The sequence below is a fragment of the Pseudomonas anguilliseptica genome, from assembly GCF_900105355.1.
GTDB lineage: Bacteria > Pseudomonadota > Gammaproteobacteria > Pseudomonadales > Pseudomonadaceae > Aquipseudomonas > Aquipseudomonas anguilliseptica.
On sequence record NZ_FNSC01000001.1, the window covers coordinates 2147534 to 2163222 of the forward strand.

16 protein-coding genes and 1 pseudogene are annotated in these 15689 nt (G+C 60.7%); 9 read left to right on the forward strand and 8 right to left on the reverse strand.

The features are described 5' to 3' along the window. Positions 1-9: 9 nt before the first annotated feature. Positions 10-936, reverse strand: a complete 927-nt coding sequence (locus tag BLW24_RS10390; protein ID WP_090380078.1) for a DHH family phosphoesterase — start codon at positions 934-936, stop codon at positions 10-12. Between the two features lie 191 nt (positions 937-1127). On the opposite strand from BLW24_RS10390, the gene BLW24_RS10395 reads away from it, so the two are divergent. Beyond that, positions 1128-1469 carry a cupin domain-containing protein gene (locus tag BLW24_RS10395; protein WP_090380081.1) on the forward strand — a complete coding sequence of 114 codons (342 nt, stop codon included), beginning with the start codon at positions 1128-1130 and terminating at the stop codon, positions 1467-1469. Positions 1470-1480: 11 nt separating this feature from the next. Here BLW24_RS10395 and BLW24_RS10400 read toward each other — a convergent pair whose 3' ends face one another. The 4 genes from BLW24_RS10400 to BLW24_RS10415 all read right to left on the reverse strand — a co-directional run bounded on the left by BLW24_RS10400 (position 1481) and on the right by BLW24_RS10415 (position 4399). Then, positions 1481-1972, reverse strand: coding sequence for a DUF3313 domain-containing protein (locus BLW24_RS10400; protein WP_090380084.1), 492 nt, complete (start codon positions 1970-1972; stop codon positions 1481-1483). Between the two features lie 72 nt (positions 1973-2044). Next, a complete protein-coding gene (locus tag BLW24_RS10405; protein ID WP_090375425.1) occupies positions 2045-3025 on the reverse strand; it encodes an IS5 family transposase in 981 nt (326 codons plus the stop codon). A 40-nt stretch (positions 3026-3065) separates the two neighbouring features. Next, positions 3066-3329, reverse strand: a complete 264-nt coding sequence (locus BLW24_RS10410) for a DUF3313 family protein (protein WP_090380087.1) — start codon at positions 3327-3329, stop codon at positions 3066-3068. Between the two features lie 131 nt (positions 3330-3460). After that, positions 3461-4399 (reverse strand): class I SAM-dependent methyltransferase, encoded by a 939-nt coding sequence (locus BLW24_RS10415; RefSeq protein ID WP_090380090.1) that lies wholly within the window; start codon positions 4397-4399, stop codon positions 3461-3463. A gap of 152 nt (positions 4400-4551) precedes the next feature. Between BLW24_RS10415 and BLW24_RS10420 the strand changes: the two genes are divergently transcribed. From BLW24_RS10420 to BLW24_RS10430, 4 genes are all read left to right on the forward strand, one after another. Continuing rightward, on the forward strand, positions 4552-5154 hold the full coding sequence (locus BLW24_RS10420; protein WP_090380092.1) for a nitroreductase family protein: 603 nt from the start codon (positions 4552-4554) through the stop codon (positions 5152-5154). A gap of 175 nt (positions 5155-5329) precedes the next feature. Continuing rightward, positions 5330-6820, forward strand: coding sequence for a flavin-containing monooxygenase (locus tag BLW24_RS10425; protein ID WP_090380095.1), 1491 nt, complete (start codon positions 5330-5332; stop codon positions 6818-6820). Between the two features lie 181 nt (positions 6821-7001). Then, positions 7002-7172 carry a hypothetical protein gene (locus tag BLW24_RS25920; protein WP_167143638.1) on the forward strand — a complete coding sequence of 57 codons (171 nt, stop codon included), beginning with the start codon at positions 7002-7004 and terminating at the stop codon, positions 7170-7172. Between the two features lie 218 nt (positions 7173-7390). Next, a complete protein-coding gene (locus tag BLW24_RS10430) occupies positions 7391-7894 on the forward strand; it encodes a DUF7482 domain-containing protein (protein ID WP_139272658.1) in 504 nt (167 codons plus the stop codon). On the opposite strand, the gene BLW24_RS10435 is transcribed toward BLW24_RS10430, so the two are convergent. The 3 genes from BLW24_RS10435 to BLW24_RS10445 form a co-directional block, all read right to left on the reverse strand. Next, positions 7851-10253, reverse strand: coding sequence for a putative bifunctional diguanylate cyclase/phosphodiesterase (locus BLW24_RS10435; protein ID WP_090380101.1), 2403 nt, complete (start codon positions 10251-10253; stop codon positions 7851-7853). The two genes, BLW24_RS10430 and BLW24_RS10435, sit on opposite strands and share 44 nt — an antisense overlap. After that, positions 10250-10894 (reverse strand): methylamine utilization protein, encoded by a 645-nt coding sequence (locus BLW24_RS10440; protein ID WP_090380105.1) that lies wholly within the window; start codon positions 10892-10894, stop codon positions 10250-10252. The genes BLW24_RS10435 and BLW24_RS10440 overlap by 4 nt, the downstream gene beginning before the upstream one ends. A gap of 68 nt (positions 10895-10962) precedes the next feature. Next, positions 10963-11862 (reverse strand): LysR family transcriptional regulator, encoded by a 900-nt coding sequence (locus BLW24_RS10445; RefSeq protein ID WP_090380108.1) that lies wholly within the window; start codon positions 11860-11862, stop codon positions 10963-10965. Positions 11863-11961: 99 nt separating this feature from the next. Between BLW24_RS10445 and BLW24_RS10450 the strand changes: the two genes are divergently transcribed. The 4 genes and pseudogenes from BLW24_RS10450 to tnpC all read left to right on the forward strand — a co-directional run bounded on the left by BLW24_RS10450 (position 11962) and on the right by tnpC (position 15685). Continuing rightward, complete coding sequence (locus BLW24_RS10450; protein WP_090380111.1) at positions 11962-13200, forward strand: 3-hydroxyacyl-CoA dehydrogenase; 1239 nt, start codon at positions 11962-11964, stop codon at positions 13198-13200. Next, positions 13197-13664 (forward strand): annotated as a pseudogene (locus tag BLW24_RS10455) (acyl-CoA dehydrogenase family protein); the annotation flags it as partial. The gene BLW24_RS10450 and the pseudogene BLW24_RS10455, both read left to right, overlap by 4 nt. Positions 13665-13714: 50 nt before the next feature. Next, the gene (tnpB, locus tag BLW24_RS10460; RefSeq protein ID WP_244161054.1) at positions 13715-14110 is read left to right on the forward strand and encodes an IS66 family insertion sequence element accessory protein TnpB; all 396 of its coding nucleotides are present in this window, start codon (positions 13715-13717) and stop codon (positions 14108-14110) included. An 18-nt stretch (positions 14111-14128) separates the two neighbouring features. Beyond that, a complete protein-coding gene (tnpC, locus tag BLW24_RS10465) occupies positions 14129-15685 on the forward strand; it encodes an IS66 family transposase (RefSeq protein ID WP_090375563.1) in 1557 nt (518 codons plus the stop codon). Positions 15686-15689 lie beyond the last annotated feature (4 nt).

Below are 15689 nucleotides of genomic sequence, written 5' to 3' on the forward strand. Positions count from 1 at the left end.
CATTGCGGCCTAACCGTCTGCGGTGATTTCAGCAATCAGCTCACGCAGCGCTGCTTCGGCATCCTCGTTGGCCACCTGGCAGGTGCCGGCGTTGGCGTGGCCGCCGCCGTTGTAGCTCAGGCACAGTTCGCCGACATTGGTGTTGGAGCTGCGGTCGAGGATCGATTTGCCGATGGCGAACACGGTGTTCTGCTGTTTAACGCCCCACATCACGTGGATCGAGATATTGCACTGCGGATACAGCGCATAGATGACGAAGCGGTTGACCGCATAGATCGTCTCCTCGTTGCGCAGATCGAGCACCACCAGGTTGTGATAGACCGTGGCGCAGCGCTGGATCTGCGCCTTGGCTTCGCGCTGGTGCTCCAGGTACAGCGCCACACGCTCATCGACATCCGGCAGTTCGAGAATATCCGCGATGCCGTGGGTCTGGCAGAAGTCGATCAACTGCATCATCAGTTGGTAGTTGGAAATGCGGAAGTCGCGAAAGCGCCCGAGGCCGGTGCGTGCATCCATGATAAAGCTCAGCAGTTCCCAGCCCTGCGGGTCGAGGATGTCGTCGCGGCTGAATTGCGCGGCATCGGCCTTGTCCACGGCCTCCATCATTTCGTCCCAGTCCCGTGGGAAGGCCTCGTGGCCGCCGTAATGCTTCCACACGACCCGCGCTGCCGAAGGGGCATCGGCATCAATCAGGTGATTACTCGCCGGCTGGTTGCGGATGGTTTCGCTGAGGTGGTGGTCGAAGGCCAGGTGGCAGCCAGGCACATAGGGCAGGTTGGTGGTGATGTCATTGCTGGTGATCGCCACTTTGCCGTCCTGCATGTCCTTGGGGTGGACGAAGAGGATGTCGTCGATCAGGTTGAGGTGTTTGAGCAGGGCGGCGCACACCAGGCCGTCAAAATCACTGCGGGTGACCAAGCGGTAAAGACTGGACATAAAGCATCTCCGGATCGGGCAAGCGGCGGGAATAAACCAACAGGCCCCCTTCAAAGTAGCACGCAGTTTGCCCATCAGCCTGGGTGAAGGAGCTGCGTTTCCAGACAGTTGCAGGTCGACCTCAGGACAGTCCCGGCAAGGTGGCGGTTCTAGGCTGGCGCTTGTTGTTCTACCGACCTCAGGAGCCACCCATGTCACCGATTACCGTACTGCGTGATACCCAGCCGACTCCGCTGCTGGATGCCTGCAAGTGGACGCGCATCGCCGGCGAGCCGCACACCGTCAACCTCAACGCCTACACCTCTGAGGACGGCAGCAAGATCATGGGCACTTGGATCTGCACACCCGGCACATGGCAGGTGGCCTATGAGAAATGGGAGTACTGCCACTTCCAGGAGGGGTATTGCATCATCACCCCGGAAGGTCAGGCGCCGATTCATCTGCGGGCTGGCGATATCTTTATCGTCGAACCCGGGATGAAGGGCACCTGGGAGGTGGTCGAGACGGTGCGCAAGTACTTTGTATTTGCCTAAGCCGTCAGACCTTAGGGCTTGAAGTTACGTGCATCCTTGGCCCACACATCCAGCGCCGGCTTGATGTCCTTGAGGGTCAGTTGGGTGCTGTCATTTTCCAGTTGCAGGCCATGGCCCTTGCGCACAACTCGTGCCATAGGCTGGCTGTTACGGCCGTCGATGGCTTCCAGCTCGACATAAATATTGGTGTTAAGGTCGCGGGTGCCGGCAGCGGTGCTGACGGCCGCGGCAACCAGGGCAATCGGGATCACTTCGTAGACCTTGAGGCCTTCTGCCGACAGGTTTACTGCGCTGATTGCGCTGCGTAATACCAGGGTGTCCTGATCGGCTTGTTGGACGACGCGATATTGCCCGGCCAGTTCGAGTTGCATGGCCTGTTGCAGGTAACTGGCAATTTCATCCAGAGTTTTTTGGCTGACTTGTTCGCTAGGGATGGTCTGAAGTAGCCATGTATTTCTGGCTGACTTCAGCCCCGCCGATTTTGAAAGCGGCAAATCGATCAAAAACGATCAGATTACCCATTCATTTCTGTGTTTTTAGCCGCCGCGAGTAGCTCGCGGCAGCCATTTCCCGCATTACAGGCGCACCTCTCCTGCATTGGTCAGTAAATGTCGGCGTGCCATCCACAGGTTCGACAGCGCGAACAGCGTCACCAGTTGCGCCGTGTTCTTGGCCAAGCCACGGAAGCGTGTCTTTACATAACTGAACTGACGCTTGATCACCCGGAACGGGTGCTCAACCTTGGCGCGCACCTGGGCCTTGGCCTTCTCGATCTTGCGTTTGGCTTTGTACAGCGGGCTGCTCTTACCCAGCTTCTTATAGGTGCTGCGGCGGGCAGCAACCTGCCAGATCACCTCGCGCCCATCATGTTCGGGGCGCTTTTCGACGCCGGTATAACCCGCATCGGCGCACACCACGTTTTCCTCGCCGTGCAGCAACTTGTCGACCTGAGTGACATCCGCCACGTTGGCCGCCGTGCCTACCACGCTGTGTACCAGCCCCGACTCGTCATCCACGCCAATGTGCGCCTTCATGCCGAAGTAGTATTGGTTGCCCTTCTTGGCCTGGTGCATCTCTGGGTCGCGTTTGCCGTCCTTGTTCTTGGTCGAACTCGGCGCATTGATCAGCGTGGCATCGACGATGGTGCCTTGGCGCAACGACAGGCCACGGTCGCCAAGATAGCCATTGATGACGGCCAGGATGCCGGCAGCCAACTCATGTTTCTCCAGCAGACGACGGAAGTTGAGGATGGTGGTTTCGTCGGGGATACGTTCCAGACTCAGCCCGGCGAACTGCCGCAGGATAGTGGTCTCGTACAGCGCTTCTTCCATCGCCGGGTCGCTGTAGCCGAACCAGTTCTGCATCAGGTGCACACGTAGCATCGCCATCAGCGGATAGGCCGGCCGACCGCCTTCACCCTTGGGGTAATACGGTTCGATCAGTGCGATCAAACCCTTCCACGGCACCACCCGATCCATCTCGATCAGGAACAACTCTTTGCGGGTCTGCTTGCGTTTGCCGGCGTACTCGGCATCGGCGAAGGTCATTTGCTTCATCGGAAAACTCGGCGGGTGGCGTCCGGGCATTTTGCCAAAATCAGGAAGTCTTATTCAGAGTTTCCCTAGGGGTTGGAGCGGGATAGAACACCGGCTTCTCCACTAGCACCGAACGGTAGTTCTGCGCTTTGAAGTCTGGCGATACCCAGCGCATCACCGGCGCCCCGCTGGCCGACTGCGCCGGCTGCAACTGCGAGTAATCACTGAGAAAGCCGGAGTATTGCGACGGTTGGGTGGTTTTGCTGGCGCAACCGGCCAGCAGCACGGTTACGGACAGGCCAAGGGCTAGGGCTTTGAGTTGCATAGCAGAACTCTCTGTTGGGGAAATTGGCATAACTGTAGACCAAGCTAGCATAACCGTTGGTCAACTTGTCAGCGGCCACAGTGCAGTCTGCAAACTGTGTATTAGCGCCCTCTAGGGGCAACTGCAAAGCCTTAATAGCGGCTAAATACCAGGGCCTTCAGCGCGCTGTCAGGCTGGCTGTCGGGGAATTCCGGCGGGTTCTGCAGGCGCTCGCTAAAGCGCAGGCTCGGCGCTTCGCTGGCCATGGCCTGGATCAGGTAATCCGGGCCGATTTCCGGCTCGTTACTGCAGGCCAGCACCACTCCGTTCGTACTCAGCAGCTCGGGTAGGCGGCGCAGCACCTTGGGGTAGTCCTTGCTCAACACAAAGCTGCCGCGCTGGAACGACGGCGGGTCGATGATGATCAGGTCATAGGGGCCGTGCTTGCCTACCTTGCCCCAGGACTTGAACAGGTCGTGGCCGAGAAACACCACCTGGCTGAGATCGTGCTGGTTCAGCCGATGATTATCGCGCCCCCGGCTAAGCGCGGCCCTGGCCATATCCAAATTGACCACCTGGCGCGCGCCCCCGGCCAGTGCGGCCACGGAAAATCCGCAGGTGTAGGCGAACAGGTTGAGCACGCGTTTGCCCGCCGCCTGGGCTTGTACCCATTGACGGCCATAACGCATATCGAGAAACAGCCCACTGTTCTGCTTTTTTCCCAGGTCGAGGCGGTAGTGCAGGCCGTGCTCGCAGATATCCCAGTGCTCAACCGCTTCGCCGATCAGCCACCGCGTCGGGCTCTCCGGCAGGTAGCGCTGCTGCAGCAACAGGCTGTGTGCACCGCTGTGCTGCCAGACGGCGGATTGCCCGAGGTCGAGCAGCATCTGCTGTAATGCAGCCAGTTCGGCATCGCTTACCGGCTTGAACAACGCCACTAGCAGCAAGCCTTGCAGCCAGTCCACTGTGATCTGCTCCAGCCCATGCCAGCAGCGGCCACGGCCGTGAAACAGGCGACGGGTTTCACTGGGCGGTGCAGTCAGGGCGTCAAACAGCTGTTGCTGGAGGGTGAGAAGGGCGTCTGGGGTCATGGGCTGTGGTCAGTTTGGCGAGGCGGCGATTTTAACAGGCGACCGCCTAGAATCGTCTTTGTCGATCATTGTTATCGGTAAAGGCGTTTGGCGTTACGCCTGGCAAGTGCCTAGCATTGCCCTCTTTCACACCCTGCATATAAGGAATGCCCATGCACATCGACGAAGCCATCCGCAGCCGCCGCGCCGTCAAAGGTTATGACCCGACCTTTACCCTGAGTGATACCGAGAAGGATGAACTGCTGCAACTGGCGCTGCTCGCTCCGTCTGCGTTCAACCTGCAGCACGTGCGTTTGGTTGAAGTCAGCGATCCGGCACTGCGCCAGCAGCTGCGTGAAGTCGCCTGGGGCCAGGCGCAGGTGACCGACGCCTCAATGCTGGTGGTGGTGTGCGCCAAACTCGACAGCTGGCAGGAGGATGTCGGCCGCGTCTGGGACGGCGCTCCCGCGGAAGTACAGGCCTATATGGCAGGCGCCATCGACACCTATTACCGCGACAAACCGCAGGTGCAGCGCGATGAAACCATGCGCAGCTGCGGCCTGATGGCACAGACCCTGATGCTCGCCGCACGCGGCAAGGGCCTGGATTCCTGTCCGATGGACGGCTTTGATTTCGATGCGGTGGGCAAGTTGATCAACCTGCCTGAAAACCATGTCATCGCCCTGATGGTCGCGGTTGGCAAGAAGACCATTGGGCCCAAACCGCGCATCGGCAAACTGCCGTACAGCGAGGTGGTGTTGCGCAATCGCTTCTGATCGCTGGGCAGATTGTTGAGCGTTCTGGTCATTGTTCAGCCATAACTGTGGTCAGCCTGCGGCTGATCACACCACTAAAGGTTGGATGACAAACGCGTATTAGGGGGTGAATCTGGCGGGCATACGGGGGCTACACATGGCCCCGCAGCCATAACAAGAAGCCTGAGGAGCCCCCATGTCTACCGAGCATCTGGACGTCTTGACCATTGGTGCCGGCCTGTCCGGCATCGGTGCGGCCTATCACCTGATGAAACACTGCCCCGGCAAGCGCTTCGCCATCCTCGAAGGTCGGGAAGCCCTGGGCGGTACCTGGGATCTGTTCCGTTACCCGGGCATCCGTTCCGACTCGGATATGTTCACCCTCGGCTACAACTTCAAACCCTGGACCAATCCGCTGGCTATTGCCGACGGCCCGTCGATCCGCAGCTACATCGAGGAAACGGCCCAGGAAAACGGTATTCAGGAGAAGATCCGCTTCCGCCACAAGGTGCTCAAGGCCGACTGGTGCAGCGAGCGCGCCACCTGGACCCTGCAGGTGCGGCGCGGCGATGAATCGGAGCCGATCAGACTGAGCTGTCAGCACCTGCTGCTGTGCACCGGCTATTACCGTTATGAAGCGGGCTACACCCCTGAATTCAAAGGCCGCGAACAGTTCCAGGGCGAATTTATCCACCCGCAGCTGTGGCCGGAAAACTTTGATTACAGCGGCAAGAACGTGGTGGTGATCGGCAGCGGCGCGACGGCAGTGACCCTGGTGCCGGCGATGACCGACAAGGCCAGGCACGTGACCATGCTGCAACGCTCGCCGACCTATGTGGTGAGCCTGCCGCAGGGTGATCCGATCTCTGACGTGCTACGCAAGTTTCTGCCGGAAACCTGGGTCTATCGCCTGGCGCGCACCCGCCAGGTGGCGATACAGCTGGGCTTTTACAAGCTCGCCAAGGCATTCCCCAACCTGGTGCGCAAGGCGTTGCTGGGTCTTGCCCGGCATCAGCTGGGCAAGGACTTCGATATGCGCCACTTCAGCCCGCACTACAAACCCTGGGATGAACGGGTGTGTGCGGTGCCCAATGGCGATCTGTTCAAGGTGCTGCGCAACGGCAAAGCGTCGGTGGTGACTGAACATATTGATGGCTTTACCGCCAAGGGCATTCGCCTGAAGTCCGGTGAGGAGCTGCCGGCGGATGTGATCATAAGCGCCACGGGTCTGGAGTTGCAGCTGTTTGGCGGCATGCAGGTGGCGGTCGATGGCGTGCCCTTCGATGCGGCCAAGAGCATGGGCTATCGCGGCATCATGCTGCGCGATCTGCCCAATACCGCCGTGGTGCTGGGCTACACCAACGCCAGCTGGACGCTCAAAGCGGACCTTTCCAGCGAATACTTCTGCCGCCTGATCAACCATATGGATGCCAACGGCATGCGCCAGTGCACCCCGCGCGACACGGCGCGGCAGGTCAAGAATGCGCCGTTCCTTGATCTCGCCTCCGGCTATATCAAACGCGTTGCTGACAAGATCCCCAGCCAGGGGGATCGTGCGCCGTGGAAGCTCTACCAGAACTACCTACTGGACCTGGCGCTGCTGCGTTACGGCGAGGTTGAGGACGGATACCTGGAGTTCAGCTCACCACATGTCGGCGAATCTGCCAGCACAGCCACAGCGGTCTAAACTGCAACACAATGTAAGCCAAACGCTATAGCTGCTTGGCGCGTTATGCCTACAGAGATGTGGCCATTTGTCGCTTTAGAAACAGGCACAGGGCCACTATGCTTTTGTGACAGATTTCACGGATGAACGGGCCGGTATACCTGGCTGCTGTCGCAAAGGAGTCCTCTAGAGGGTGAAAAGAATGGAATCGCTTCAGCAAGAGCAACGTTACCTGCCAGAGCTGCGGGCACATATCGACAAACTGCTGGCCAAAGGCTGGGTGATTGCCGAGCGCAGCCCACTGACCCTGCAGTCCGGGCGCAAGACCTATATGGTTGTGCACGGCATGTTGATTGGCGATAACGCGTTTTAACCTGCGCCCCACCGTTTTCCCGGGCCGCTGCTGATCAAGATGATCGGCAGCGGCCTTTTTTGTGCGTGTTGAATTGTTCAGGTGCCTACTGGCGATAGGTATGCCTGTATCGCGAGCACCGTTGGCATGGGGCAGCCGGGCTATGCCTGAGTCTGTAATAACGCCGAACAATCAGGCTCTACTGGCCTGATCACTGGAAAAGTCTAATGGAGCTGTGCATGCGTGCTTTGCTGGGTGTGTTTTTGTTAGCCGCGTTGTTGAGCGGTTGCAGCCGGTCGCACGTTACTCATATGAGCCTGCCGGTGTTGCCGGGTTGGTACAACGGTGAGCAGGTGTACTACCTGACCACCGATATTTCGGATGCGCAGATGGCGACAGTGATGCAGGCCAACTACGTGCCGCGACTGGCCAACGCGTTGCCCGACATGCCCGGTCCGCATCCGTTGGCTACTTATGATCGGGTCTACAAATTTGTTGATGACAGCCAGGCCAGCGTGTTCCCGTCTATCCCGCTGCCGTTAGGTGGGGATAACCATGACACGGCTTACAGCCCGTTGTGGCATGTCTATGAGGTGCGCTGGTTGAGTGGTACGCCAGGCAGCCCGCTGCGCTCGGCTGATGCCGTTTTGCAAGCGCAGGAGCAAGGCTTGGTCAGTGTGAGAGCCAGTGGGATTATCGTTAATTGCCCGGTGGTAGCGGTTGGCGAGCAGCGCCTTCAGTAGTTGTAGCGGGCAAGTGCCACTGGCAGTTCTCCAGCCAGCTGGAAAACGCGGCGGGTGGCAAGGGTTTGCTGAGCAAGTAGCCTTGGGCGATATCGCAACCGAGCTGATCCAGGCGTTCGAGAATAGCCTCGGTTTCCACCCCTTCGGCGACGATCTTCAGGCCCATGTTGTGGCCCAGCTCGATGGTCGAGCGGACGATGATGTCGTCATCGGGATTGCTCAGCAGATCAAGCACGAAGGACTTGTCGATCTTTAGCTCATGCACCGGTAGGCGCTTGAGTTGGGCCATGCTTGAGTAACCCGTGCCGTAGTCGTCGATCGACAGTTTCACGCCCAATTCGCACAACTCCTGCAACTGCCCCATGGCCAGCTCCGGGTCGGCCATCACCGCGCTTTCGGTGATTTCCACAATCAGGGCGGATGGCGGCACGCCATGCTCGGCCAGTTGTGCGGCGATAAAGCCGGCAAAACCGGGATCGGCTAGGTCCAGTGCAGAGATATTGATCGCGGTCTTCAGCTCCAGCCCCTGTTCCTGCCAGGCGCGACTCTGCGCCACAGCGGTGCGCACCACCCAGCGGGTCAGGGCGCAGACGTTGCCGGTCTGTTCGGCTAAGGGGATAAATTCGTCCGGAGGAATAAACCCATGCACCGGGTGAATCCAGCGCACCAGGCACTCCACGCCATACAGGCTGCGCGCGCGGATATTCAGTTTCGGTTGGAAGTACAGGCTGAGCTGGCCGCCTTCCACCGCGCCTTTCAGCTCGCTCATCAGCGCCAGGCGCAGCAGGCTGTGACGATCCAGCTCCGGGCGGTAGAGGGCGTAGGGCGAGCGCTGCTGCTTGCCCAGGTACATCGCCACCTCGGCGTGTTGCAGCAGGCTGCCAGCACTTTCGCCGTGATCCGGATACAGGGCGATGCCAATCGTGGCGTTGAGGGTCATGCTGATGCCGCGTACGGCGAATGGCTCATGAAGGGCGGCGCGGTAATGCTCGGCGGCGGGGATCAGCCAGCCGGGCTGGCAGGGGCTGATCAGCAGGGCAAACTCGTCACCGCCGAGGCGTGCCAGTTGCTCGCCTGGACGCAGCAGCGTCTGCAGGCGGGCAGCGAGCTGGCAAAGCAGCTGGTCGCCGGCGTCGTGGCCGAGGGTGTCGTTAAGATCCTTGAAGTTATCCAGATCCATCAGCAGCACGGCGACGCCTGCACCTGGCGGGCACTGCGTCAGGGCCTGTTGCAGCTCGGCGACAAAACGGTTGCGGTTGGCCAGTTCGGTCAGCGGGTCGCGGTAAGCGAGAAAGCTGATGGTGGTTTCGCGCTCGGCAATGCCTTGTTGCATGGCGACGAACTCGCGGGCGAGCAGGCCGACCTCGCCGCTGGCCTGAGTCGCCGGCACTTGCATAGCCACCTGATAGTCGCCACTGGCGATGCGTCGCACGTTGTCGACCATCTGACTCAGTGGCCGACTGACGGTATTGGCAATCCACAGGGCGCCGAGACCGGCCAGCAGCAGGGCGATGGCGAAGATGGCTGCCAGCTGCCATTGCAGTGGCTGGTAATCGGCCAGCTCGGCGGCCAGCGAGCGCATCAGGAGTACCTGTAGTTCGCTACTGGTGTTCACCAGCGGTGCACGCAGGGCGACCTGTTCCAAACCCTGTAATTCAAAGCGAAATACCCCTTCGGCATTCGTCAGTAATTGGCCGGCCAGTTCAGCCCTTGGCAGCGCCTGCAGGTTGCTGGCGAGTACCCGGTATTGTCCGGGGCTGCCGTCGAGCAGCGCGACATCGGCGCCGCTCAGGCGTGCCAGCTGTGCCGTGGCTTGATCATCCAGTTCAAAAGCCATTAGCAGCCAGCCCATCAGGTTGGGGCGTGGGGCGAAGATTGGTGTGGCGTTGATATGCAGTACCCGCTCGCCAAATACCACCAGGCGCTCTTTGCTCTGTGCATCGTCTGCGTCGAGCAGGTCATTCCAGGGCAATTGCGCGCCTGGCAACAGTTCGCCACTGGTGCCCGCCAGAATCAGCCCCTCGGGCGCACTGACCAGGGCAAAGCTGGCCTGGCTGCGTGACGCGAACGATTCCAGTGCGGCGGACAGCGATTGCGCTTCCTGCTGGGGACTGGCGATCAGGTCGGCGATTTCTCCGAGCAGGGTGAAGTCCTTGGCGATCAGATCAGCCATGGCGCTTTGCGCCTGACGCCGGCTCTGCAGTTCGTTACTTAGCACCGCATGGGCGAAGTTCAGTTGCCCGGCCACCTGGCTCAGGGTGTGCTGATAGGTGGAGCGGTAAACCAGTGCCAGTAGCAGCATCATCACCGCCAGCAACAGCAGTAGAAAGAAGCCGAGAATCTTGCCGCGCAGGGTCATGGCACGTAGCCGCCTTTACCCTGTGGACGCATGGTCGGCGCTTTTGGCCGTGGGTCGCGTTTCAGCGTGCCGCTTAGCTTCCATGTCAACGTGCCGTCACCGGGTACGGCGCGGCTCAGGGCCTCCTGCGGGTCAGCAATGCGCGGGTGCCAGAGCTGCAGGGTTTGCCCAGCGGCAGTCTCGAAGTTCAGTCGGGCCTTGCCCTGCTTGTCAGTCTGGGCGAACCAGGGGCTGTCGAGCACCAGGATAAAACCGAGCATCCAGTCGTGGATATTGCAGCCCAGGGTGACCAGACCAGGTTGGTCGAAGCGCATTTCCTGTGGCGCTGCCTTCTGCTGGTGCAGGCGCAGTTCGAAGCGCTTGGCCGGCGAGAAGGAATAGACGTGGTGGTTGATCGGGTCGGAGTTGGGAAAACTCACCGTGGTGCCGACCTGCACCGGCAGAACATAGGGGGTGAATTGGCGCTTTTTCTGGTCCATCGCCGCAGTGGCGGGTTGGCTTTGCGCCGGACCGGGTTCGATCCACAACACGGCGTCACTGAGCGGTTTGCCCTGATTATCGAGTAGCACGATCTCCAGAGTCTGGGCTTGCGCCAGTGTGCTCAGCAGCACCAGTAACAGTGCCAAAGCCGATTTCAGCATGATCGATTCCCCAAGACCGCACGACAGTAGCCATCAGTATAGGAAGGCTTTGTTCGGCTGCCGGGTGATCAGTGCTGATTGATCTGCTGGATCTGTTCAATTAGCCAATGCAGCGCCGGGTCGCGCTGGCGCTGGGCCAGGCTGACGATTTCCAGGTGAAACGGACCGAGGGCGAACGGCAGCTCAAACAGTTGCAGTGGCAGCAGGCGGGCGAAGTGGCGCGCCAGTTGGGTCGGCAGCACGGCAGCCAGCTCGCTGCTGGCAACGATATGCGCGGCCTGCAGGTAGTTGGGCGTGGTGTAGAGAATCTCCCGGCACAGGCCCTGTTCGCCCAGCCATTGGTCGACCATGCCGCGCGTCTGGCCACCGTGTACCCACAGATGACGCAGCTGCAGAAAGGTTGCTAGATCCATGGGGCCACTGGCTAGGGGATGCTCGCGACGTAGGGCCAGTTGCAGGGTTTCGCTCATCCAGTGCTGGCGGGCAAAGCGCGCGGGGATGTCCTCGAAGCGCCCCAGCACCAGATCCAGCTCGCCCTTGTCCAGAGCCTCGGCCGGCAGGCTGGGGCTCAGGTGGCGGATGTCGATACGCATGCCGGGCGCCTGCTGGCTGAGTTGTTCAAGCAGACGCGGCATGCAGATCAGCTCGACATAATCGGTGACGGCGATGCTGAAGTGCTGGCGGCTGCTGGCCGGGTCAAACACGTCGCCGGCACTGAGGCTCTGTTCCAGTTGCTGCAGGGCTGCGCGGATCGGCGTTTCCAGCGCCTGGGCGCGCGGCGTGGGCTGCATGCTGCGGCCCACCCGCACCAGCAGCGGGTCATTGAGCAGTTCGCGCAGGCGATTCAGGGCATTGCTCACCGCCGGTTGACTGAGCGACAAACGTTCGGCGGCGCGGGAGACATTCTGTTCGCGCATCAGTGCATCGAACACGCGCAGCAGGTTGAGGTCGAAGGTTGAGATATTCATTGGCTGAATACGACTTATCACAAGACTAAATTTCAAAAATAGTAACGCCTTGCTTATGGTGGTTGGCGAATTTCTTTAGGCAACTGCAGAGGGGTGGGCATGAGCAAGGCATTTGAGGTTCAGCAGGCCGCGGTGATCGGCGCGGGCACCATGGGCCGGGGTATCGTCATGAGCCTGGCCAACGCCGGCATTCAGGTGCTGTGGCTGGACAACAACCCGCAGATGCTCGACCAGGCCATGCAGGTGGTGGGCGAGACCAATGCTCACAACCTCAAGCTGGGACGGATCAGCGCCGAGCAGTCGGCCGCGCGCCTGGCCTGCGTGACCCCGGTGGGCGACTACGCTGCGCTGGCCGATGCCGATCTGGTGATCGAAGCGGTGTACGAGAACCTTGAACTCAAGCAGCAGATCTTCCGCACGCTCGATGCCATCCTGAAGCCCGGTGCGATCCTCGCCAGCAATACCTCGGCGCTGGATATCGATGCCATTGCCGCCGTCACGGCGCGCCCGCAGGACGTGCTCGGTCTGCACTTCTTCAGCCCGGCGCACATCATGAAACTGCTGGAAATCGTTCGTGGTGCCAAGACTGCGCCGGCGGTATTGGACGCGGCACTGGCCCTGGGCCAGCGTATTGGCAAGGTCAGCGTGGTGGCGGGCAACTGCGACGGTTTTATCGGCAACCGCATGTTGCACACCTATGTACGCGAGGCGCGCATGCTGCTGCTCGAAGGGGCTTATCCGTATCAGGTGGACGCCGCGCTGCAGGGCTTTGGATTCGCCATGGGCCCGTTCCGCATGTACGACGTAGTCGGTATCGACCTGAAATGGCGCGCCCGCGAGCTGGCCGGCAAGGACCAGGATGACCCGGCGGTGCAGGTCGATAACCGACTGTGTGGCCTCGGCCGTTTTGGTCAGAAGGCGCGCATGGGCTATTACCGCTACGCCGAAGGCAGTCGCCAGGCCGAGCATGACCCTGAGGTGGATGCACTGGTGCTGCAGGTGTCCGAGCAACTGGGCTTCACGCGCCGCGACATCGATCCGTCAGAGATTCTCGAGCGCTGCCTGCTGGCGCTGGTCAATGAGGGCGCGAAAATCCTCGAAGAGAATATCGCTGCCAACAGCCACGACATCGATCTGGTCTACCTCAATGGCTACGGTTTCCCGGCCGATAAGGGTGGGCCGATGAGCTGGGCGGACAGCCAGGGTGTGGCGGCGATTCATGAGCGTTTGAAAGCGTTGCAGGCGGCGTTCGGCGAGCACTGGCTGCCGGCGCGCTTGATTGAGCAGCTGGCAGCCAGCGCTCAGCGTTTCGCCGATGTGCAGGAGGGCCGGGTATGAGCTACCAAGCCCCGCTGCGCGATATGCGCTTTGTGCTGCACGAGCTGTTCGATATCAGCGGCCACTGTGAGCTGCTTGGTAACGGCCTCGATCGTGAGCTGATCGACGGCGTGCTGGAGGAGGGCGCGCGTTATGCCGCCGAGGTGGTCGCGCCGCTCAATCGCCACAGCGATGAGCAGGGTTGCCAGCTAAATGGCGGTCAGGTGCGCACCCCGGACGGCTTTGCCGAGGCCTATCAGCAATATGTCGATAACGGCTGGGCAAGCATGACCGGGCCGAGCGCGTACGGCGGTCAGGCGCTGCCGCAGATGCTCGCGTGCAACTTCCACGAGATGCTGATGGGCGCTTCGCTGTCATTCCGCGTGTATTCCGGGCTGACCGAAGGCGCGGTGCTGGCGCTGTACAAACATGGCAGCGAAACGTTGAAAGACACCTACCTGCACAAACTGGTCAGTGGCCAATGGACCGTAAGCGCTCCATAAACCTCATCTACAAATGATCCGCAGGCCAGCCAATGCTGAGCTCCAATTTCTTTCTGGAGCCAGCCGTCATGATGCGCCCCGACGCCAAAGTCGAAAAAGTCTATCTATACCCCAAGCCGGTGGATTTCCGAAAATCCATCGATGGCCTGGCCGCCCTGGTCGAGCTGGATATCAAGGTGGCGGTGTTCGACCCGGTGCTGTTCGTCTTCCTCAACCGCGCGCGCAGCCGGGTGAAGATTTTGTATTGGGAGCGCAACGGCTTTTGCCTGTGGCTCAAGCGATTGGAGGCTGAACGCTTCAAGTCGCATCCGGAACCTGGCGAAGATGCGATCGTGCTGACGGCCCAGGAGTTGAACTGGTTGTTGGACGGTATCGACCTGTGGCGCAACCGGCCGCACCAGGTTTTGACCCCTAGGTTCGTCACCTGAGCCGGTATAATCCACGGCATGATTTCTGTGCCCGAAACCCTTCCTGATGACCCCGCCGCGCTCAAGCAATTGCTCGCTGAGGTGTTGTCGTCGGCGCAGGAATTGGCCAAGGACAAGGATGGGCAGATCGAGCGCCTGCGCGAACAAAACGCGCTGTTGATCCAGCGCCTGTTCGGCCGTAAATCCGAGCAGAGCAGCGACCCGGATTCACCGCAGCTAGAGATGTTCAACGAAGCGGAAAGCCTGGCCGAAGCGGCGGCTGAAGCTCCGGCCGCTGAGGTCGAGGAAGAAGTCGTTGCGCCGACCAAGCGCCGCGGCAAGCGCAAGCCGTTACCGGCCGAACTACCGCGTGTCGAGGTCATCCACGAACTGCCCGAACACGAACTGACCTGCGAATGCGGTTGCCGCAAGCAGGCCATCGGCGAAGAAACCAGCGAGCAGCTGGAAATCATCCCGATGCAGGTTCAGGTGATCCGCCACATTCGCAAGACCTATGCCTGCAAGGCCTGCGAAAGCGCGCCGGTCACCGCTGACAAACCGGCCCAACTGATCGAGAAAAGGCTGGCCAGCCCGAGCGTGCTGGCGATGCTGCTGACCAGCAAATACGCCGACGGCATCCCACTGTATCGCTTCGAAAAGATGCTCAGTCGCCATGGCATCGACATCCCCCGGCAGACCCTGGCGCGCTGGGTGATCCAGTGCGGCGAACTGCTACAACCGTTGCTCAACCTGATGCGCGACAGGCTGCTGGACAGTCCGGTGATCCACTGCGATGAAACCCGCGTGCAGGTGCTCAAGGAGCCTGGGCGCGATCCGAGCAGCCACTCCTGGATGTGGGTGCAGACCGGTGGCCCGCCTGGCAAACCGGTGATCCTCTTCGACTACACAACCAGCCGCGCGCAGGAGGTGCCGCTGCGCCTGCTCGACGGTTATCGCGGCTACCTGATGACCGACGATTACGCCGGCTACAACGCCGTGGCCGCACAACAAGGTGTTGAGCGCCTGGCCTGCTGGGCGCATGCGCGGCGCAAGTTCGTCGAAGCGCAAAAGGTGCAACCGAAGGGCAAAACCGGGCGTGCCGACATCGCGTTGGGGATGATCAACAAGCTCTACGGCATCGAGCGCGAACTTAAGGATGCCAGCGATGAACAGCGCTACCGGGGCCGCCAGCAGCACAGCCTACCGCTCCTCGATCAGCTCAAGACCTGGCTGGAGAAAACCCAGCCGCAGGTCACGGCGCAGAATGCCCTGGGCAAAGCAGTGAACTACCTGGCGAGCAACTGGAGCCGACTCGAACGCTACATCGAGGCTGGCCACCTGCCGATCGATAACAACGCTGCCGAGCGCGCGATCCGGCCCTTCGTCATAGGTCGCAAGAACTGGCTGTTCAGCGACACGCCGAAAGGCGCGACCGCCAGCGCCCAACTCTACAGCCTGGTGGAAACCGCCAAGACCAATGGCCAGGAGCCCTACGCCTGGCTGCGCCATGTCCTCGAACGCCTGCCGCTGGCCAACAGCGTTGAAGCCTACGAAGCGCTGCTGCCTTGGAACTGCCAACCAACGACGCCACTGTAAAACG